Below are 18,306 nucleotides of genomic sequence, written 5' to 3'. Positions count from 1 at the left end.
CGCGTCACGATCGGTAATTTTAGCCCTACGAAAATTTGCGCTTGACCGCCCTGTATGCGTGCTCTAGATTTTGTCCCTCATCAAACAAAGTTAAGTGGGACAAAAAATTGAGCCGCAGCGTCGGGGCGTTCGCCGCCACGCCGCCGCCGGCCGTCGACAACAATCAATGACAGGTATCCGATGATCGATCGACTCCAATTCAGCTTCTCCGGCCTTGCCGCGTACGATGCGCGCGTCGCCGACACGCAGGCCGGCCTGTCGCGCCTGCTCGACGCCGCGCGGCTCGATGCGGTCGTGGTCACGTCACAGGACGAGTACATCACCGAATACCTGCCGCGCTGCAACAACCCGCGCTATGCGCTGTCGGGCTTCGACGGCTCGGCCGGCTGCGGAATCTTCCTGAGCGCGGCGACGGCGCACGCGCTCGGCATCCCGCCGTTCGTGCTGTTCGTCGACGGCCGCTATCACCTGCAGGCCGAACGGCAGTGCGACCCGGCGCGCGTGCAGGTCGTGAAGCTCGGCATCGACGTGACGATCTGGCAGGCGCTCGCCGGCTGGCTGGTCACGCACGCGGCGCGGCTCGCGCGGGTCGGCTACGACGCGTGGCGGATCAGCATCGCGCAGCGCGACCGGCTGCTCGCGCAGACGCAGCCCGCGTCGCTCGACTGGGTGAGCCTCACGTCGCGCGAAATCGATCGCGCGATCGCGCTGCCGGGCTGGGTCGTCGAACGGCCGATCTTCGGGTTGCCGGAGGCGACGACCGGCGTGAGCGTCGCGCAGAACCTCGACGCGCTGAACGGCCGGCTCGCCGCGCACACCGCCACGGCGAGCGACACGGCGAGCGACACGGCGAGCGACACGGCGAGCGACACGGCGACCGCCACGGCGACCGCCACGACGAGCGACACGGCGAGCGACACGACGAGCGACACGACGAGCGACACGGCGAGCGACACGGCGAGCGACACGGCGACCGCCACGGCGAGCGACACGGCGACCGCCACGGCGACCGCCACGGCGAGCGACACGACGACCGCCACGACGACCGCCACGACGACCGCCACGACGACCGACACGACGCCCCCCACGACCGCCTTCGTCACCTGCGCGTCCGACGATCTCGCCTATCTGCTGAACAGCCGCGGCTATCACATCCCGAATGCGTCGTCGCATCTCGGCTTCCTGTTCGTGCTCGGCGAGCAGGTCGCGCTGTTCCTGCCCGAAGGCTGCGACCGCTGTGCGGTCGACCTGCCGTCGTACCCGGCGTTGCACGTGATCCGCCGCGACTTCGCCGAACTGGAGCGTTTCCTCGCCCGCTTCGCCGTCGAGCACGTCTGCTACGGCTTCGAATCGGTCAACTGCGCGCTCGTCGAATCGGTGCGGCGCGTCTGGCCGCATGCGCGCCACGCCGATTTCAACCCGGTCGAGGCGCTGCGGGCGAGCAAGACGCCGGCGGCGCTCGAGCGCTTTCGCGATGCGTTCGCGCGCAGCTCGGCGGCGATCGCCGAGACGATGCGCTGGGCCAAGACCGGCGAGCCGGGACGGCGCCACACCGAATACGACCTGGCGCGCAAGATCAACGACGCGTACGGCGCGCGCTCGGCCGTCGCGCTGACGTTCCCGTCGATCGCCGCGAACGGCGCGAACAGCACGTTCGCGCATTACACGGAGGCGAGCGCCGACGTCGAACTGACCGAGGGCGAACTCGTGCTGCTCGACAGCGGCGCGTACTACGACGCCGGCTTCGCGACCGACTGCACGCGCGTGGTGCTGCGTCGCACGCGAGCGGAGACGGTCGCGCAGCCGTGGCAGCGCGAAATCTACACGGTCGCGCTGAAGGCCTGCATCAAGGGGCTCGTCACGCGCTTCCCGAACACGGCGACGGGCGGCGACGTCGATGCGACGGTGCGCCAGGTGTGCCGCGACCACGGCTACGATTACGGCCACGGCACCGGTCACGGCGTCGGCATCCACGTGCACGAGGGCGGCGTGCGCTTCGCGCCCGGCGCGTCGTACGGGCTGGTGCCGAATGCGGTGATTTCGGTCGAACCGGGCATCTACCTGCCGGGCAAGGGCGGCGTGCGGATCGAGAACATCGTGATCGTCCATGCGGACGACGCCGAAGCGGGCACCGTCGCGTTCGAAAACCTCGTCACGGTGGGCTACGACTGGGACCTGATCGACGTCGCGCTGCTCGACGCCGACGAGCGCGCGTATCTGCGCGACTACGAACGGCTTTGCGCGCAACGCGGCACGCAGGTCACCGCGTGTCCGTTGCTGTAAAGGAAGGGTAGTGCGGCGCGGCCGCGCATGGTGCGACGGGGCGCCGGCGCTGCGGCGCGCGCGGCGCTCAGCGCATCAGCGCCGACACGCGTCCGTCCGGCCCGTAGACGCCGGCCGGCGCGGACGCCGAGCGCAGCACCGCGAGCGCGCGATCGTTGTAGTCCATCCGGATCCGGATCAGCATCCCGTTGGTCGCATTGGCCTGGCGCGCGCGTTCGGTGGCCTGCAGCAGCAGTTGCCAGCGGCCGGCGAGACGCGCGTCGCGCTCGGCGGCCTGATCCATGCCTTTCTTGCCGGCCGGAAAGCCGAGCGCCGACAGCTGCGCGTCGCGCGTGCGCTCGAGCTGCGCGAGCCGATCGATCAGCTCGCTCTTCTTTTCGACGATACCCGGCAGCATGTCGAGCGGCTGCGGCGTCGTCAGCGCCTTTTCTTCATACGCGAGCAGCGACGCGAACGCTTCGACCGTCGCGTGTTCGTCGTTGACCGTGGCCAGCAGCTCTTCTCTCATCGCGTCATGCTCGTCGCGCCGGCACGCGTTCCCGCATGCCGGCCATCCAGGGGACCGGTCAGGGCGTGACGGGCCCCGGGCCGGCTCAGTTGCTCTGCGAGCGCTGCCGTTGCAGCAGGTCGCGGGCGGTATTCAGTACGCCGTCGGCGATCTTGTTCACGTCGATCGTCAACGAGCCGTCCTTCAATGCGTCCTTGATCGACTGGACCAGCGCCGTGTTGATGTCGGCGCTGCCGGAGGCTGACAGCGAACGCAGCTGTCCCGACAGACCCGACAGGTTCACGCTCGTGTCGCCGCCGGTCGATCCAGCGTCGCCGGCCTGCGCGGACGACGACGAAGCCGCGCCGGATTGCGCGCGGGTCGCGCCGTTGCCGGTGGGCGCGAGTGGGCTCGGGTTCGGAGTGGAATCGATTTTCACGATGGTTTTCCTGTTCGGTTTGACCCAGATAACGGCCGGGCCGGCCCGAACTTTAGCATCGCGGGTGCGAAATTCTCCGAATAAACAATTCTTTGCAATGTTGCGGTGGGTTCGGTCCCTATAGCGGAATTTCCACCGTGCCGGCGTCCTTGACGATCGCCGTGACGATCTGACCGGCCGCCATCCTGACCCGCACCGACTGGCCCGGCGCCGCGTTCGCGAGCGCGTTGCCCTCGGCCGAGATCGTGAAACCGGGGCCGGCCGCGACCACCCGCACCGTCTGGCCGGCCGACACCGACGCGGCGCTCTTGAGCATGTCCTGGCGCAACGGCAGCCCGGCCGCGATCCGCGCGAGCGAGGTCGCGCCGATCGCCTGCGCCGGATCGGTGATCACCGCGAGCGGCAGCACCGTCAGGTCGCCGTTGCGCGCGATCAGGTCGGCGGCGGTGAGTGGCTCGCCCGGCGCGATCTGCCGCGCGGCGACGTAATAGGTGGCCTGCACGGTGACCTTCGCCTGCAGATAGACCGTCCACGGCCGCGCGCCCGCGCAGCGCACGCCGACCGTCGTGCGGCCCCACAGGCGCGCGCCGGTCGGCAGGAACGGCTCGAGCGTCGTGCATTCGGCGAGCCCGCGCGGAAACGCGGCGGCGACCGTCGTGGTGGTCTTGCCGGGCAGCCCCGCGATCTGCTGCTGCAGGAACGCGAGCGCGCTGCGCCGGATCGATTCGGGGTCTTGCTGGCCGGGCGGGGTCGCAGGCTGCGCCGCGGCGGCCGGCTGGGGCGCGGGCGCGGCAGGCGCCGGCGCAGCGTACGCGGTGCGCACGGCGGCCGCGCGGGCGAAGGCCGGCCGCGTCGGGTTCGACGCCGGTTCGGGCGCGCCGGCGACGACGGTCGCCACGGCGCCCGGATCGGCAGCGCGCGGTGCGGCGTAGCGGGAACCGGCGAAATTGGAGGCGTTAGCGGCGTGCGCGGCATAGGCGCTGCTGACGGAATTGGCGCGCGCGTCCGCGTAGGCGGCGCGCGGGGCGGCGCTCGGCACCGCAGCCGGCGCCGGGACGTCGACCACGACCATCGTGCCGGCCGGCTGCGCGGCAGGTGCAACCGTGCCCGCGCCGACCATGCCGGCGCCTGCGATCGCGCCCACGCCGGCATTCCCGACCGGCGCCGCGCCGCCGCTGCCCGCGACCGTCGCAACGCCCGCGCCGCCGCGGCCCGGTTGTCCCACGCCCGCCGCGCCCGCCACGCCCGCCACGCCCGCCACGCCCGCCGCGCTCGCATGGGCGAGCGCGGTCTCGACCGTCTCGCCGCGCCCGGGGATCACGATCATCGCGTCGTCCGCGTGCGCGCCCGGCGCCGCGAGCCACAACGCCGCGGCGAGCGCGAACGCACGCCGCACGCGCTTGCCGCGTGCGCCGTCGTCGCGAAGTGCGCTGCCTGTCATCGCCGTGTCCTCGAAACCGTTGATCCGATTCGCATTCTAGGCAGCGGGGCCGTCGCGCAAACGATGAATAGAGGGGGCCTTTGGCGCGTTATTCGTCCGATTGCGGGTTGTGCCGCACCCCTACCATCGGTGTCATGGAAAAAAGCCCCTTGGGTCGCCATCCGGCGCGGGGGGCGTGCAGCGCTTCATCTGGAGAGACGCACACATGCTGGACAAACTCGATGCCGAATTCGCGTTCGGCCGACAGGCGCTCGACGTGCGCGCCTATCGGCAGGAACTGTTGTCGTCGAACATCGCGAACGCCGACACGCCGGGCTATCAGGCGCGCGACGTCGATTTCGCGTCGGCGCTCGCGCGCTCGCTGAAGCAGACGGACGGAGGCCTCGCGCCGAGCAACGCCGCGCAACTGCCGATGGCGCAGCCGGCCGGCGTGACGAGCGGGATGACGATGGTGTCCACCGCGCCCGGCCACATGGCCGGCGCCGCGAAGCTGATCCCGACCGGCGGCCCGGCCGACGACTACGGTCGCGCGCAGTACCGGATGCCGCTGCAGCCGTCGCTCGACGGCAACACGGTCGACCTCGACGTCGAGCGCGTGCAATTCGCGAACAACGCGCTGCACTACGAGAGCGGCATGACCGTGATGACCCAGCAGATCAAGACGATGATCGCCGCGATCACGAGCAACCAGTAACGGCGCGCCCCGCCATCGAATCCGAGCACCAGGAGCCACCATGCCCTCGTTGATGAACATTTTCGGCGTCGCCGGTTCGGCGCTGTCCGCGCAATCGCAGCGCCTGAACGTCACCGCGTCGAACCTCGCGAACGCCGACAGCGCGACCGGCCCCGACGGCAAGCCGTACAAGGCCAAGCAGGTCGTGTTCGCGACCGACCCGCTCGGCGGCGCGCGCACCGCGTCCGGCCAGGGCGTGGGCGGCGTGCGCGTGACCAAGGTCGTCGACGACCCGTCGCCGATGAAGTCGACCTACGACCCCGCGAACCCCGCCGCCGACGCGAACGGCTACGTGCAGATGCCGAACGTCGACCCGGTGCAGGAGATGGTGAACATGATCTCGGCGTCGCGCTCGTACCAGGCCAACGTCGAGACGCTGAACACCGCGAAGACGCTGATGCTCAAGACGCTGACGATCGGCACGTAAGCCGCGCGCCGCGCCAGATTCGACAGTTCCGACAGTTCCGACCCAAGGCCACCAGGATGACATCCTCCAACACGACGATCGGCAGCAACGGCACCAACGTGTCGACGTTGCCGACCGACACGATGAACACCAACAAAGTGTCGACGACCGGCACGTCGGCGAGCGACCTGCAGGCGACGTTCCTGAAGCTGCTCGTCACGCAGTTGCAGAACCAGGACCCGACCAGCCCCGTCGACAGCTCGCAGATGACGTCGCAGCTCGCGCAGATCAACACGGTCAGCGGCATCGCGCAGCTGAACTCGTCGCTGTCGTCGCTGTCGACGCAGCTCGCGGCCGGCCAGCAGACGCAGGCCGCGCTGCTGATCGGCACCAACGTGCTCGCGCCGGGCAACGACGTCTCGGTGAAGAGCGGCGCGGCGTCGCCGTTCGGCGTGTCGCTCGCGAACGACGTGTCGAACCTGACCATCACCGTGAAGAACAGCGCGGGCGTCGTCGTCAACACGATCGACGCGGGCAAGCAGTCGGCCGGCACGGTGCCGTTCAACTGGACGCCGACCGATGCAGCCGGCAATGCGCTGCCGGACGGCAAGTACACGGTGAGCGCGCAGTACACGGGCAGCGACGGCAAGACCTATGCGCCGACCGTGCTCGCGGCCGCGCAGGTACAGAGCGTCATCAAGCAGGCCGACGGCACCGCGGGGCTGGTGCTGTCGAACGGCACGACGGTGGGCTTGACCCAGGTCGCGTCGATTTTCCCGAACACCGCGTCGTCGTCGTCCGGCGGCACGACCACCACCAACTGATCCAGCTTTCTCGCAAACGGAGACCGAAATGGGTTATCAACAGGGTCTGAGCGGCCTCGCCGGCGCATCGAACGCGCTCGACGTGATCGGCAACAACATCGCGAACGCGAACACGGTCGGCTTCAAGTCGAGCACCGCGCAGTTCTCCGACATGTACGCGAACTCGATCGCGACGTCGGTCAACACGCAGATCGGGATCGGCACGACGCTCGGGTCGGTGCAGAAGCAGTTCGGCCAGGGCACGATCAACACGACGAATTCGTCGCTCGACGTCGCGATCAACGGCAACGGCTTCTTCCAGATGTCGAACAACGGCGTGACGACCTACTCGCGCGACGGCACGTTCCAGCGCGACAAGAACGGCTACATCGTCAACGCGCAGGGCATGAACCTGATGGGCTACACGGCCGACAAGAACGGCGTGGTCAGCACCGCGCAGACCGTGCCGCTGCAGGCGCCGACGTCCAACATCGCGCCGACGCCGACCACCAAGATCGTCGGCCAGTTCAACCTGAACTCGCAGGACGTGGTGCCGACCAAGACGCCGTTCAACGCGACCGACAGCGCGACCTACAACTACTCGACCGCGATCCAGGTGTACGACTCGCTCGGCGGCTCGCAGGCGGTCAACATGTACTTCGTGAAGTCGGCGGCCGGTGCGTGGGAAGCGTACGCGGGCGTGCAGGGCGGCACGATGACCGATCTCGGCACGGTCAAGTTCGATTCGTCGGGCGCGATCACGAGCACGACGCTGCCCGCGTCGGCCACGCCGACCGCATCGCTCGGCCAGTTCCAGTTCAGCGTGCCGACCACCGACGGCTCGTCGACGCCGCAGGCGCTGACGCTCGACCTGACCGGCACCACGCAGTACGGCGGCAAGGACGGCGTGAACAACCTCGCGCAGGACGGCTACGCGAGCGGCACGCTGACGACCTTCTCGATCGGCGCGGACGGCAAGCTGACCGGCAACTATTCGAACGGTCAGACGGCGGTGCTCGGCCAGATCGCGATCGCGAACTTCAACAACCCGAACGGCCTGATCAACCTCGGCGGCAACCAGTACGCCGAGACGGCCGCGTCGGGCGTGCCGCAGATCTCCGCGCCGGGCAGCACGAACCACGGCACGCTGCAGGGCAGCGCGCTGGAGAACTCGAACGTCGACCTCACGTCGCAGCTCGTGAACCTGATCACCGCGCAGCGCAACTACCAGGCGAACGCGCAGACGATCAAGACGCAGCAGACCGTCGACCAGACGCTCATCAACCTGTAAAGCGCGGATAACCGGCAGCCATGGACCGACTGATCTACACGGCGATGACGGGCGCGTCGCAGTCGCTCGACCAGCAGGCGATCGTCGCGAACAACCTCGCGAACACGTCGACGACGGGCTTTCGCGCGCAGCTCGCGAACTACCGCGCGGTGCCGATGAATTTCGGCGACGGCAGCACGATCGACCCGACGACGACGCGTACCTACGTGCTCGCGTCGACGCCCGGCGCGGACTACGCGCCGGGTCCGATCACACGCACCGGCAACCCGCTCGACGTGGCCGTGCAGGGCGCCGGCTGGCTGTCGGTGCAGACCGCCGACGGCGGCGAGGCGTACACGCGCGCCGGCAACCTGCACGTCGACGAGAACGGCCAGCTCGTCAACGCGAGCAACCTGCCGGTGATCGGCAACGGCGGCCCGATCTCGGTGCCGCCGAACGCGGAAGTCACGATCGGCAAGGACGGCACGGTGTCCGCGCTGATGCCGGGCGACCCGCCGACCGCCGTTGCGATGGTCGATCAGATGAAGCTCGTGAACCCCGACCCGACCACGCTCACGCGCGGCAACGACGGGCTGTTCCGCACCGCCGACGGCAATCCGGCCGACGCCGACCCGAACGTCGTCGTCACGCCGAATTCGCTCGAAGGCAGCAACGTGAACCCGGTGACCGCGATGGTCGCGATGATCGACAACGCGCGGGCGTTTCAGCTGCAGTCGAAGCTGATCCAGACGGCCGACCAGAACGAGCAGTCGGCGAACCAGCTGCTCAACTTCAGCTGAGCGGCACGGCCCTCGCTACCAGGAGAAGATTCAACATGAACCGATCGCTCTACATTGCCGCCACCGGCATGAACGCGCAGCAGGCGCAGATGGACGTGATCTCGAACAACCTCGCGAACACCAGCACCAACGGCTTCAAGGCGTCGCGCGCGGTGTTCGAGGATCTGCTGTACCAGACGATCCGCCAGCCGGGCGCGAACTCGACGCAGCAGACCGAGCTGCCGTCGGGCCTGCAGCTCGGCACCGGCGTGCAGCAGGTCGCGACCGAGCGCCTGTACACGCAGGGCGGCCTCACGCAGACCGGCAACTCGAAGGACGTCGCGATCAACGGCGCGGGCTTCTTCCAGGTGCTGATGCCGGACGGCACCAACGCCTACACGCGCGACGGTTCGTTCCAGACCAACGCGCAGGGCCAGCTCGTCACGTCGAGCGGCTACCAGATCCTGCCGGCGATCACCGTGCCGCAGAACGCGCAGTCGCTGACGATCGGCAAGGACGGCGTCGTGTCGGTCACGCAGCCGGGCTCGAACAACGCGGTGCAGATCGGCTCGCTGCAGATCGCGACCTTCATCAACCCGGCCGGCCTCGAGGCGAAGGGCGAGAACCTGTTCGCCGAGACCACCTCGTCGGGCGCGCCGAACGTGTCGCAGCCGGGCCTGAACGGCGCGGGCGTGCTCAACCAGGGCTACGTCGAGGCGTCGAACGTGAACGTCGTGCAGGAACTCGTCAACATGATTCAGACGCAGCGCGCGTACGAGATCAACAGCAAGGCCGTGACGACGTCCGACCAGATGCTGCAGACCGTCACGCAGATGAAGACCTAACCGGAAGTCCCGCCGTCGCCATGAAGCAGGTCCGCCTCCTCCCGTCAGCCACCGTCCGCGCCGCGTGCGCGGTCGCGGTGGCCGCGCTCGCCGGTTGCGCGCAGATTCCGCGCGATCCGATCATCCAGCAGCCGATGACGGCGCAACCGCCGATGCCGATCGCGATGCAGGCGCCCGGCTCGATCTTCAATCCGGGCTTCGCGGGCCGGCCGCTGTTCGAGGATCAGCGGCCGCGCAACGTCGGCGACATCCTGACGATCGTGATCGCGGAGAACATCAACGCGACCAAGTCGTCGGGGGCGAACACCAACCGGCAGGGCAACACCGACTTCAACGTGCCGACGGCCGCGTTCCTCGGCGGGCTGTTCGCGAAGGCGAACCTGTCGGCGACCGGCGCGAACAAGTTCGCGGCGACCGGCGGCGCGAGCGCCGCGAACACGTTCAACGGCACGATCACCGTGACGGTGACCAACGTGCTGCCGAACGGCAACCTCGTCGTGAGCGGCGAGAAGCAGATGCTGATCAATCAGGGCAACGAGTTCGTGCGCTTCTCGGGGGTCGTCAACCCGAACACGATCTCGGGCGCGAACTCGGTCTACTCGACGCAGGTGGCCGACGCGCGGATCGAATACTCGGCGAAGGGCTACATCAACGAAGCCGAGACGATGGGCTGGCTGCAGCGCTTCTTCCTCAATCTGGCACCGTGGTGATCCCGATGCAGCAGCCTCTTTTCCACCGCCTGTCGCGGCGCGCAGCGCGCGCGCTGGCCGGCGCATTCATGCTGATCGCGTGCGCGTTCGGCGCCGCCGGCGCCCATGCGGAGCGCCTCAAGGATCTCGCGCAGATCCAGGGCGTGCGCGACAACCCGCTGATCGGCTACGGCCTCGTGGTCGGCCTCGACGGCACCGGCGACCAGACGATGCAGACGCCGTTCACGACGCAGACGCTCGCGAACATGCTCGCGAACCTCGGCATCTCGATCAACAACGGCTCGGCGAACGGCGGCTCGTCGTCGCTGAACAACATGCAGCTGAAGAACGTCGCGGCCGTGATGGTGACCGCCACGCTGCCGCCGTTCGCGCGGCCGGGCGAGGCGCTCGACGTGACGGTGTCGTCGCTCGGCAACGCGAAGAGCCTGCGCGGCGGCACGCTGCTGCTCACGCCGCTGAAGGGCGCGGACGGGCAGGTGTACGCGCTGGCGCAGGGCAACATGGCGGTCGGCGGCGCGGGCGCGAGCGCGAACGGCAGCCGCGTGCAGGTGAACCAGCTCGCGGCCGGCCGCATCGCCGGCGGCGCGATCGTCGAGCGCTCGGTGCCGAACGCGGTCGCGCAGATGAACGGCGTGCTGCAGCTGCAACTGAACGACATGGACTACGGCACCGCGCAGCGGATCGTGTCCGCGGTGAATTCGAGCTTCGGCCCGGGCACCGCGACGGCGCTCGACGGCCGCACGATCCAGCTCGCGGCGCCGGCCGACCCGTCGCAGCAGGTCGCGTTCATGGCGCGCCTGCAGAACCTCGACGTGAGCCCGGACAAGGCGGCCGCGAAGGTGATCCTCAACGCGCGCACCGGCTCGATCGTGATGAACCAGATGGTCACGCTGCAAAGCTGCGCGGTCGCGCACGGCAACCTGTCGGTGGTCGTCAACACGCAGCCGGTGGTGTCGCAGCCGGGGCCGTTCTCGAACGGGCAGACGGTGGTCGCGCAGCAGTCGCAGATCCAGCTGAAGCAGGACAACGGCTCGCTGAAGATGGTGACGGCCGGCGCGAACCTCGCCGACGTCGTGAAGGCACTGAACACGCTCGGCGCGACGCCGGCCGACCTGATGTCGATCCTGCAGGCGATGAAGGCGGCGGGTGCGCTGCGCGCCGATCTGGAGATCATCTGATGGCGAATCTTCCGAACGCAAACGACCTGACGCAGCGCTTCGCGCTCGACGTGCAGGGTTTCGACGCGCTGCGCGCGCAGGCGAAGGCGTCGCCGCAGGCCGGCGCGAAGGCGGTCGCGGGCCAGTTCGACGCGATGTTCACGGAAATGATGCTCAAGAGCATGCGCGACGCGACGCCCGACGGCGGGCTGCTCGACTCGCACACGTCGAAGATGTACACGTCGATGCTCGACCAGCAGCTCGCGCAGCAGATGTCGAAGCGCGGCATCGGCGTCGCCGATGCGCTGATGAAGCAGCTGCTGCGCAACGCGGGCCAGGGCGCCGATCCGGCGGGCGATGCCGGCGCGGCCGGCCTCGGTGCGACGGGCCTGGGCGCGGCCGGCGCCGGCACGTCGGGCAACGAAGGCAGCCTCGCCGCGATGAACGCGATGGCGCGGGCCTACGCGAATGCGGCGAACAACGGCGCGCTCGCCGGCACGCGCGGCTACTCGGCCGGCAGCGCGCTGACGCCGCCGCTGAAAGGCTCGAGCGGCGTGCAGGACGCGGACGCGTTCGTCGACCGGCTCGCCGCCCCCGCGCAGGCGGCGAGCGCGGCGACCGGCATTCCGGCGCGCTTCATCGTCGGCCAGGCTGCGCTCGAATCGGGCTGGGGCAAGCGCGAGATCCGCGCGAGCGACGGCTCGACCAGCTACAACGTGTTCGGCATCAAGGCGAACAAGGGCTGGACGGGCCGCACGGTGGCGGCGCTCACGACCGAGTACGTGAACGGCACGCCGCGCCGCGTGGTCGCGAAGTTCCGCGCGTACGACTCGTACGAGCACGCGATGACCGACTATGCGAGCCTGCTGAAGAACAACCCGCGCTACGCGGGCGTGCTGAGCGCGAGCCGCAGCGTCGAGGGCTTCGCGCACGGCATGCAGAAGGCCGGTTACGCGACCGACCCGCACTACGCGAAGAAGCTGATCTCGATCATGCAGCAGATCGGCTGACGCGCCGCGCCGCCACGGCCGCGCGGCGTGATTTCCTGCCGTGTTTCCGACCGCGCCCGGCGTCCGCCGCGCGCGGTTTTATCGTTTGCGCGGAAAATAATCCGCGATTCGATCTAAACTTTCGGTCAGCACTGCCGCTAAGTGTGAGAGACCAGCAACCGGGCCCATGTTCAGGCCCGGTTTTATTGCGTCCCGGTTGCCGGGGCGTCCATGACAAGAAACCGGCTAGCCATGAATATCGAAACGTCGACCGACCCGAGCCTGGATGCGGGCCATTCCGGACCCGACTACGCCCGCCGCAATCCGCTCGAGATCGGCGTGCAGTTGCGCAACCTCGTGAACCGGGGCGACTTCCTGACCGTCCAGTATCCCGGCGGGCAGCTCGTCACGCGCCTGCTCGACGTCGACGTCGGCGCGCGCACCTTCACGTTCGACTGGGGCGCGCTGGCCGAGCAGAACGCCGGCATCCTCGCCGCGTCGCATTGCACCTTCGCCGCCGCGCCGGACGGCGTGCGCGTCGAGTTCACCACCGGCACGCCGCGCGAGACGCGCTACGAGGGGCTGCCCGCGTTCGTCGCCGAATTCCCCGAAGTGCTGATGTGCATCCAGCGGCGCGAGTACTTCCGCGTCGATGCGCCGGTCGTCGATCCGTTCCAGTGTCGCGGCAAGCTGCCGGACGGCGAGGGCTTCGTGTTCGAGGTGCAGAACCTGTCGCTCGGCGGCGTCGGGCTGCGCACGATCGACGAGCGCGTCGAGACGCTCGAAGTCGGCACGCTGCTGCCGGAGGTCGAGCTCGAACTGAACGGTCACGGCAAGCTGTCGCTCGACCTGCGCCTCGTGTCGCAGCGCTCGACGCAGCTGCCGAACGGCTCGCGCCGCTATCAGCTCGGGTTTCGCTTCATGTCGCTGCCGGGCAGCGCGGAGAACACGCTGCAGCGCCTGATCACGCAGCTCGAGATGAAGCGCCGCTCGCTCGCGCGGGCCTGACGCACCGCCTCGCGGCCGCCGCGCGCACGCGCGCGCCGCGTGCGCATTTTTCCCTCAATTTTTTCGATCCGCGGCCGTTATACCGGGAGTCACGCAACCCGGCGGCCGCAGCGCGGCCGGCTCATCAGGATCGCGCATGTCCAACACATTCATGAACCTCGGCGTCAGCGGCCTCAATGCCGCGCTCTGGGGCCTCACGACGACCGGTCAGAACATCAGCAACGCCGCGACGCCCGGCTATTCGGTCGAGCGTCCCGTCTATGCCGAAGAGAGCGGCCAGTACACCGCGAGCGGTTATCTGCCGCAGGGCGTGAACACCGTCACCGTGCAGCGGCAGTACAGCCAGTACCTGAGCGACCAGCTGAACGCCGCGCAGTCGCAAGGCGGCGCGCAGTCGACGTGGTATTCGCTCGTCGCGCAGCTGAACAACTACGTCGGCAGCCCGACGGCCGGCATCTCGACCGCGATCACGAACTATTTCACCGGGCTGCAGAACGTCGCGAACAACGCGTCGGACCCGTCGGTGCGGCAGACCGCGATCAGCAACGCACAGATCCTCGCCGACCAGCTGAAGGCCACCGGCCAGCAGTACGACGCGCTGCGTCAGAGCGTGAACACGCAGCTCACCAGCACCGTGTCGCAGATCAACACGTACACCTCGCAGATCGCGCAGCTGAACCAGCAGATCGGGGCCGCGAGCAGCCAGGGGCAGCCGCCGAACCAGCTGCTCGACCAGCGCGACCTCGCGGTGTCGAACCTGTCGTCGCTCGCCGGCGTGCAGGTCGTGCGCAACGACAGCGGCTACAGCGTGTTCCTCGCGGGCGGCCAGCCGCTCGTCGTCGCCGACAAGAGCTACCAGCTCGCGGCCGTCGCGTCGTCGTCCGATCCGAGCGAGCTGACCGTGGTGTCGCAGGGCATCGCCGGCGCGAATCCGAAAACGCCGGACCAGTCGCTGCCCGATGCGTCGCTGTCGGGCGGCACGCTCGGCGGCCTGCTCGCGTTCCGCCGTCAGACGCTCGATCCGGCGCAGGCGCAGCTCGGCGCGCTCGCGACCAGCTTCGCCGCGCAGGTCAATGCGCAGAACGCGCTCGGCGTCGACCTGTCGGGCAATCCGGGCGGCAGCCTGTTCGCCGTCGCGCCGGCGACCGTCTTCGCGAATCAGGGCAATACCGGCAACGCGGCGCTGTCCGTGTCGTTCACGAACCCCGCGCAGCCGACGACGGGCGACTACACGCTGTCGTTCGACGGCACCAACTACACGCTGGCCGACCGGGCGAGCGGCTCGGTGATCGGCCAGTCGACGTCGATGCCGGCATCGCTGGGCGGGCTGCAGCTGTCGTTCTCGTCCGGCGCGATGAACGCCGGCGACCAGTTCACCGTGCTGCCGACGCGCGGCGCGCTGACCGGCTTCGGGCTCGCGACGACGAGCGGCGCGGCGATCGCGGCGGCGTCGCCGGTCGTCGCCTCCGCGTCGACGACCAACATCGGGACGGGGAAGATCGTCTCGAACGGCGTGAGCTCCGGCTATCAGATTCCGGCCACCAAGCTCACCTACGACGCGGCGACGAACTCGCTGTCGGGCTTCCCGGTCGGCACGACGGTCACGATCGCGGGCACGCCGCCCACCTCGGTGACGATCGCCAACCCGACCGACAGCGTGCCGTACAACGCGAGCCAGGGCGCGAAGATGACGATGTCCGGCACGCTGAACGGTGTGACCGTCACGTTGTCGGGCGCGCCGTCCGACGGCGACTCGTTCTCGATCGGGCCGTACGCGGGCGGCACGAGCGACGGCGCCAACGCGCTCGCGCTGTCGCAGCTGGTGACGGCCAAGTCGCTCGGCGGCGGCACGACCACGCTCACCGGCGCGTACGCGAACTACGTGAACGCGATCGGCAACACGGCGAGCCAGCTGAAGTCGTCGAGCGCCGCGCAGACGTCGCTGGTCGGCCAGATCACCAGCGCGCAGCAGTCGGTGTCGGGCGTGAACCAGAACGAGGAAGCGGCGAACCTGATGCAGTACCAGCAGCTTTACCAGGCGAACGCGAAGGTGATCCAGACCGCGCAGACGCTGTTCCAGACCGTTCTCGGCCTGTTCAACTGACCGGATTCGAGGGATAGAAGCGATGCGGATTTCCAGCGCCCAGTTTTTCCAGCTGAACGTCTCACAGATGAACGATCAGCAGGCGCAGCTCTCGCAGCTGTACCAGCAGATCGCAAGCGGCGTGAGCCTGCAGACGCCGGCCGACAACCCGGTCGGCGCGGCGCAGGCCGTGCAGCTGTCGATGACGTCGGCGACGCTGTCGCAGTACACGGCCAACCAGAGCACGGCGCTCGCGTCGCTGCAGGCCGAGGACCAGACGCTGCAAAGCGTGAGCACCGTGCTGACCGGCGTGCAGACGCTGACCGTGCGCGCCGGCGACGGTTCGCTCGCCGACAGCGACCGCGCGGCGCTCGCGACCCAGCTGCAGGGCTATCGCGACCAGCTGATGACGCTCGCGAACACGAACGACGGCGCGGGCACCTATCTGTTCGCCGGGGTCAACAATTCGTCGGCGCCGTTTACGAGCAGCCCGAACGGCACCGTGTCGTATGTCGGCGATTCGGGCACGCGCCAGGTGCAGATCGGCGATTCGAGCAGCGTCGCGCAAGGCGACACCGGCGCGGCCGTGTTCATGTCGGTGCAGTCGCTCGGCAGCGTCCCGGTGCCGGCGGCGGACGCCGCCAACACGGGCACCGGCCGGATTACCGCGGTGACCGTCACGAGCCCGTCGGCCGCGACCAACGGCCATCATTTCGCGATCACGTTCGGCGGCACGCCGGCCGCGCCGACCTACACGGTCACCGATTCGTCGGCCAAGCCGCCGACCACGACGCCCGCGCAGGCGTACACGGCCGGCGCGTCGATCGCGCTCGGCGGCGGGATGACCGTCTCGGTGTCCGGCACGCCGTCGGCCGGGGACTCGTTCTCGGTCACGCCCGGCCCGCAGGCAACCGGCGGCGCGGACATCTTCTCGACGCTCGACTCGATGATCGCCGCGCTGAAGACGCCGGTGACGGGCAATCCCGTCGCGGCCGCCGCGCTGTCGAACGCGATGATGACCGGCTCGATCAAGGTCGGCAACACGATGCGCAACGTGACGACGATCCAGGCGTCGGTCGGCGGCCGCGAGCAGGAAGTCAAGGCGATGCAGGCGGTCACCCAGACGGCGTCGCTGCAGACCACCAGCAACCTGACGGACCTGACCGGCACCAACATGGTGACGACGATCAGCCAGTATCTGCAGGTGCAGAACGCGCTGACCGGCGCGCAGAAGGCCTACGTGCAGTTGCAGAACCTGTCGCTGTTCCAGTACGTCAATCCTTGATCGGCGCGCAGCATCGTGCGATGTGAGCCTTCGCTCACGTCGCGCGGTGCGCGTGCCGGTCGCCCGCGCGGCGACCGGCGCGGTGACCCACGGCCGCCCGGCCGACTCGTTCCCCCGTCATACCGCAAGCCCGCTCCCGGCGCGCCATTGCCGCGCGTGCGGCGGCGCGCTTGCCAGCCCCATTTCCGCTCCGTAAACTCGCGCCAGATTCCAGGCCGGCGCACCGTCCGCCGCCGGCGACCGACAGGAGCCCTTTCCCCATGTCCGATTCCTACTTCCCGCGCTGGCGGGTGCAACCGGCCGGCGCGGCGTCGCGCGTGGTCGGGCCCGACGAGCGCCTCGCGTGGCCGCAGATGGTCGCGATGGGCGTGCAGCACGTCGTCGCGATGTTCGGCTCGACCGTGCTCGCGCCGCTGCTGATGGGCTTCGATCCGAACCTGTGCATCTTCATGTCGGGCATCGGCACGCTGCTGTTCTTCGTGCTGGTCGGCGGCCGCGTGCCGAGCTACCTCGGCTCGAGCTTCGCGTTCATCGGCCTGGTGATCGCGGTGACCGGCTACGGCGGCAGCGGGCCGAACCCGAACATTCCGGTGGCGCTCGGCGGGATCGTCGCGTGCGGCGTCGTGTACGTCGCGCTCGGCGCGCTGGTGCAGGCGATCGGCACGCGCTGGATCGAGACGCTGATGCCGCCGGTCGTCACCGGCGCGGTGGTCGCGGTGATCGGGCTGAACCTCGCGCCGATCGCGGTCAGGGGCGTGTCGGCGTCGACCTTCGACTCGGTGATGGCGCTCGTGACCGTGCTGTGCGTCGGCGGCGTCGCGGTGTTCGCGCGCGGGATGGTGCAGCGGCTGCTGATCCTGGTCGGGCTCGTGATCGCGTACGCGATCTATGCGGTCGCGACCAACGGCATGGGCCTCGGCAAGCCGATCGACTTCTCGATCGTCGCGCATGCCGCGTGGTTCGGCGTGCCGCGCTTTCGCGCGCCGGTGTTCGATCCGCACGCGATGCTGATGCTCGCGCCGATCGCGGTGATCTTGGTCGCCGAGAACCTCGGCCACATCAAGGCGGTCAGCGCGATGACGGGCACCAACCTCGACCGCTACGTCGGCCGCGCGTTCATCGGCGACGGGCTCGCGACGATCGTGTCGGGCAGCGTCGGCGGCACGGGCGTGACCACCTACGCGGAGAACATCGGCGTGATGGCCGTCACGCGGATCTATTCGACGCTCGTGTTCGCGCTCGCCGCGCTGATCGCGATCGGGCTCGGCTTCTCGCCGAAGTTCGGCGCGGTGATCCAGACGATTCCGGGCCCGGTGCTCGGCGGCGTGTCGATCGTCGTGTTCGGGCTGATCGCGGTGACGGGCGCGCGGATCTGGGTCGTCAACAAGGTCGACTTCTCCGACAACCGCAACCTGATCGTCGCGGCCGTCACGCTGGTGCTCGGCGCCGGCGACTTCTCGCTGAAGTTCGGCGGCTTCGCGCTCGGCGGCATCGGCACCGCGACGTTCGGCGCGATCATCCTGTACGCGATCCTGCGCAAGGAGAAGGAGCCGGGCCCGGTGGTGTGAGCGGGTAGCGGAAGCGGCCC

The 18,306-nt window shown here is 69.2% G+C and carries 17 protein-coding genes; 14 read left to right on the top strand and 3 right to left on the bottom strand.

Annotation, left to right across the window (positions count from 1 at the left end; genetic code table 11):
* Positions 1 to 180 precede the first annotated feature (180 nt).
* Positions 181 to 2,283, top strand: coding sequence for a M24 family metallopeptidase (locus MYA_RS32585; protein WP_014723816.1), 2,103 nt, complete (start codon positions 181 to 183; stop codon positions 2,281 to 2,283).
* A gap of 67 nt (positions 2,284 to 2,350) precedes the next feature.
* On the opposite strand, the gene MYA_RS13530 is transcribed toward MYA_RS32585, so the two are convergent.
* From MYA_RS13530 to flgA, 3 genes are all read right to left on the bottom strand, one after another.
* Entirely contained in the window at positions 2,351 to 2,791 is a 441-nt protein-coding gene (locus tag MYA_RS13530) for a flagella synthesis protein FlgN (RefSeq protein WP_011886266.1), read from the bottom strand.
* A gap of 85 nt (positions 2,792 to 2,876) precedes the next feature.
* On the bottom strand, positions 2,877 to 3,209 hold the full coding sequence (flgM, locus tag MYA_RS13525) for a flagellar biosynthesis anti-sigma factor FlgM (RefSeq protein WP_011886265.1): 333 nt from the start codon (positions 3,207 to 3,209) through the stop codon (positions 2,877 to 2,879).
* 118 nt (positions 3,210 to 3,327) lie between these two features.
* The gene (gene flgA, locus MYA_RS13520; RefSeq protein ID WP_014723815.1) at positions 3,328 to 4,650 is read right to left on the bottom strand and encodes a flagellar basal body P-ring formation chaperone FlgA; all 1,323 of its coding nucleotides are present in this window, start codon (positions 4,648 to 4,650) and stop codon (positions 3,328 to 3,330) included.
* A gap of 205 nt (positions 4,651 to 4,855) precedes the next feature.
* On the opposite strand from flgA, the gene flgB reads away from it, so the two are divergent.
* The 13 genes from flgB (at position 4,856) to MYA_RS13455 (ending at position 18,286) form a co-directional block, all read left to right on the top strand.
* Positions 4,856 to 5,344: a flagellar basal body rod protein FlgB gene (gene flgB / locus MYA_RS13515; RefSeq protein ID WP_011886263.1), complete on the top strand. Its 489-nt coding sequence runs from the start codon at positions 4,856 to 4,858 to the stop codon at positions 5,342 to 5,344.
* A gap of 40 nt (positions 5,345 to 5,384) precedes the next feature.
* The gene (gene flgC, locus MYA_RS13510) at positions 5,385 to 5,810 is read left to right on the top strand and encodes a flagellar basal body rod protein FlgC (protein WP_011886262.1); all 426 of its coding nucleotides are present in this window, start codon (positions 5,385 to 5,387) and stop codon (positions 5,808 to 5,810) included.
* A gap of 56 nt (positions 5,811 to 5,866) precedes the next feature.
* Positions 5,867 to 6,613, top strand: a complete 747-nt coding sequence (locus MYA_RS13505) for a flagellar hook assembly protein FlgD (RefSeq protein WP_011886261.1) — start codon at positions 5,867 to 5,869, stop codon at positions 6,611 to 6,613.
* Positions 6,614 to 6,641: 28 nt separating this feature from the next.
* Positions 6,642 to 7,883 carry a flagellar hook protein FlgE gene (gene flgE, locus MYA_RS13500; protein ID WP_014723814.1) on the top strand — a complete coding sequence of 414 codons (1,242 nt, stop codon included), beginning with the start codon at positions 6,642 to 6,644 and terminating at the stop codon, positions 7,881 to 7,883.
* A 20-nt stretch (positions 7,884 to 7,903) separates the two neighbouring features.
* Positions 7,904 to 8,662: a flagellar basal-body rod protein FlgF gene (gene flgF, locus MYA_RS13495; protein ID WP_011886259.1), complete on the top strand. Its 759-nt coding sequence runs from the start codon at positions 7,904 to 7,906 to the stop codon at positions 8,660 to 8,662.
* Between the two features lie 35 nt (positions 8,663 to 8,697).
* On the top strand, positions 8,698 to 9,486 hold the full coding sequence (gene flgG / locus MYA_RS13490) for a flagellar basal-body rod protein FlgG (protein WP_011886258.1): 789 nt from the start codon (positions 8,698 to 8,700) through the stop codon (positions 9,484 to 9,486).
* A gap of 20 nt (positions 9,487 to 9,506) precedes the next feature.
* Entirely contained in the window at positions 9,507 to 10,196 is a 690-nt protein-coding gene (gene flgH / locus MYA_RS13485) for a flagellar basal body L-ring protein FlgH (RefSeq protein WP_011886257.1), read from the top strand.
* A 5-nt stretch (positions 10,197 to 10,201) separates the two neighbouring features.
* On the top strand, positions 10,202 to 11,374 hold the full coding sequence (locus MYA_RS13480) for a flagellar basal body P-ring protein FlgI (RefSeq protein WP_034192572.1): 1,173 nt from the start codon (positions 10,202 to 10,204) through the stop codon (positions 11,372 to 11,374).
* Entirely contained in the window at positions 11,374 to 12,363 is a 990-nt protein-coding gene (gene flgJ / locus MYA_RS13475; RefSeq protein ID WP_014723811.1) for a flagellar assembly peptidoglycan hydrolase FlgJ, read from the top strand. The genes MYA_RS13480 and flgJ overlap by 1 nt, the downstream gene beginning before the upstream one ends.
* A gap of 231 nt (positions 12,364 to 12,594) precedes the next feature.
* Positions 12,595 to 13,350: a flagellar brake protein gene (locus tag MYA_RS13470; protein ID WP_014723810.1), complete on the top strand. Its 756-nt coding sequence runs from the start codon at positions 12,595 to 12,597 to the stop codon at positions 13,348 to 13,350.
* Between the two features lie 136 nt (positions 13,351 to 13,486).
* On the top strand, positions 13,487 to 15,454 hold the full coding sequence (gene flgK / locus MYA_RS13465; protein ID WP_011886253.1) for a flagellar hook-associated protein FlgK: 1,968 nt from the start codon (positions 13,487 to 13,489) through the stop codon (positions 15,452 to 15,454).
* 22 nt (positions 15,455 to 15,476) lie between these two features.
* Positions 15,477 to 16,718: a flagellar hook-associated protein FlgL gene (gene flgL / locus MYA_RS13460; protein ID WP_011886252.1), complete on the top strand. Its 1,242-nt coding sequence runs from the start codon at positions 15,477 to 15,479 to the stop codon at positions 16,716 to 16,718.
* 260 nt (positions 16,719 to 16,978) lie between these two features.
* Positions 16,979 to 18,286, top strand: a complete 1,308-nt coding sequence (locus MYA_RS13455) for a solute carrier family 23 protein (RefSeq protein WP_014723808.1) — start codon at positions 16,979 to 16,981, stop codon at positions 18,284 to 18,286.
* The last annotated feature ends 20 nt before the right edge of the window (positions 18,287 to 18,306 follow it).

The organism is Burkholderia sp. KJ006 (assembly GCF_000262695.1).
GTDB classification, from domain to species: Bacteria; Pseudomonadota; Gammaproteobacteria; order Burkholderiales; family Burkholderiaceae; genus Burkholderia; species Burkholderia vietnamiensis.
This window is presented reverse-complemented; position numbering and strand designations above follow the sequence as displayed.

What these genes read in the sequence shown, in the direction of transcription:
- MYA_RS32585 (WP_014723816.1), top strand. Translation starts at nt 181, where the DNA reads ATGATCGATCGACTCCAATTCAGCTTCTCCGGCCTTGCCGCGTACGAT.
- MYA_RS13530 (WP_011886266.1), bottom strand. Translation starts at nt 2,791, where the DNA reads ATGAGAGAAGAGCTGCTGGCCACGGTCAACGACGAACACGCGACGGTC.
- flgA (WP_014723815.1), bottom strand. Translation starts at nt 4,650, where the DNA reads ATGACAGGCAGCGCACTTCGCGACGACGGCGCACGCGGCAAGCGCGTG.
- flgB (WP_011886263.1), top strand. Translation starts at nt 4,856, where the DNA reads ATGCTGGACAAACTCGATGCCGAATTCGCGTTCGGCCGACAGGCGCTC.
- flgC (WP_011886262.1), top strand. Translation starts at nt 5,385, where the DNA reads ATGCCCTCGTTGATGAACATTTTCGGCGTCGCCGGTTCGGCGCTGTCC.
- MYA_RS13505 (WP_011886261.1), top strand. Translation starts at nt 5,867, where the DNA reads ATGACATCCTCCAACACGACGATCGGCAGCAACGGCACCAACGTGTCG.
- flgE (WP_014723814.1), top strand. Translation starts at nt 6,642, where the DNA reads ATGGGTTATCAACAGGGTCTGAGCGGCCTCGCCGGCGCATCGAACGCG.
- flgF (WP_011886259.1), top strand. Translation starts at nt 7,904, where the DNA reads ATGGACCGACTGATCTACACGGCGATGACGGGCGCGTCGCAGTCGCTC.
- flgG (WP_011886258.1), top strand. Translation starts at nt 8,698, where the DNA reads ATGAACCGATCGCTCTACATTGCCGCCACCGGCATGAACGCGCAGCAG.
- flgH (WP_011886257.1), top strand. Translation starts at nt 9,507, where the DNA reads ATGAAGCAGGTCCGCCTCCTCCCGTCAGCCACCGTCCGCGCCGCGTGC.
- MYA_RS13480 (WP_034192572.1), top strand. Translation starts at nt 10,202, where the DNA reads ATGCAGCAGCCTCTTTTCCACCGCCTGTCGCGGCGCGCAGCGCGCGCG.
- flgJ (WP_014723811.1), top strand. Translation starts at nt 11,374, where the DNA reads ATGGCGAATCTTCCGAACGCAAACGACCTGACGCAGCGCTTCGCGCTC.
- MYA_RS13470 (WP_014723810.1), top strand. Translation starts at nt 12,595, where the DNA reads ATGAATATCGAAACGTCGACCGACCCGAGCCTGGATGCGGGCCATTCC.
- flgK (WP_011886253.1), top strand. Translation starts at nt 13,487, where the DNA reads ATGTCCAACACATTCATGAACCTCGGCGTCAGCGGCCTCAATGCCGCG.
- flgL (WP_011886252.1), top strand. Translation starts at nt 15,477, where the DNA reads ATGCGGATTTCCAGCGCCCAGTTTTTCCAGCTGAACGTCTCACAGATG.
- MYA_RS13455 (WP_014723808.1), top strand. Translation starts at nt 16,979, where the DNA reads ATGTCCGATTCCTACTTCCCGCGCTGGCGGGTGCAACCGGCCGGCGCG.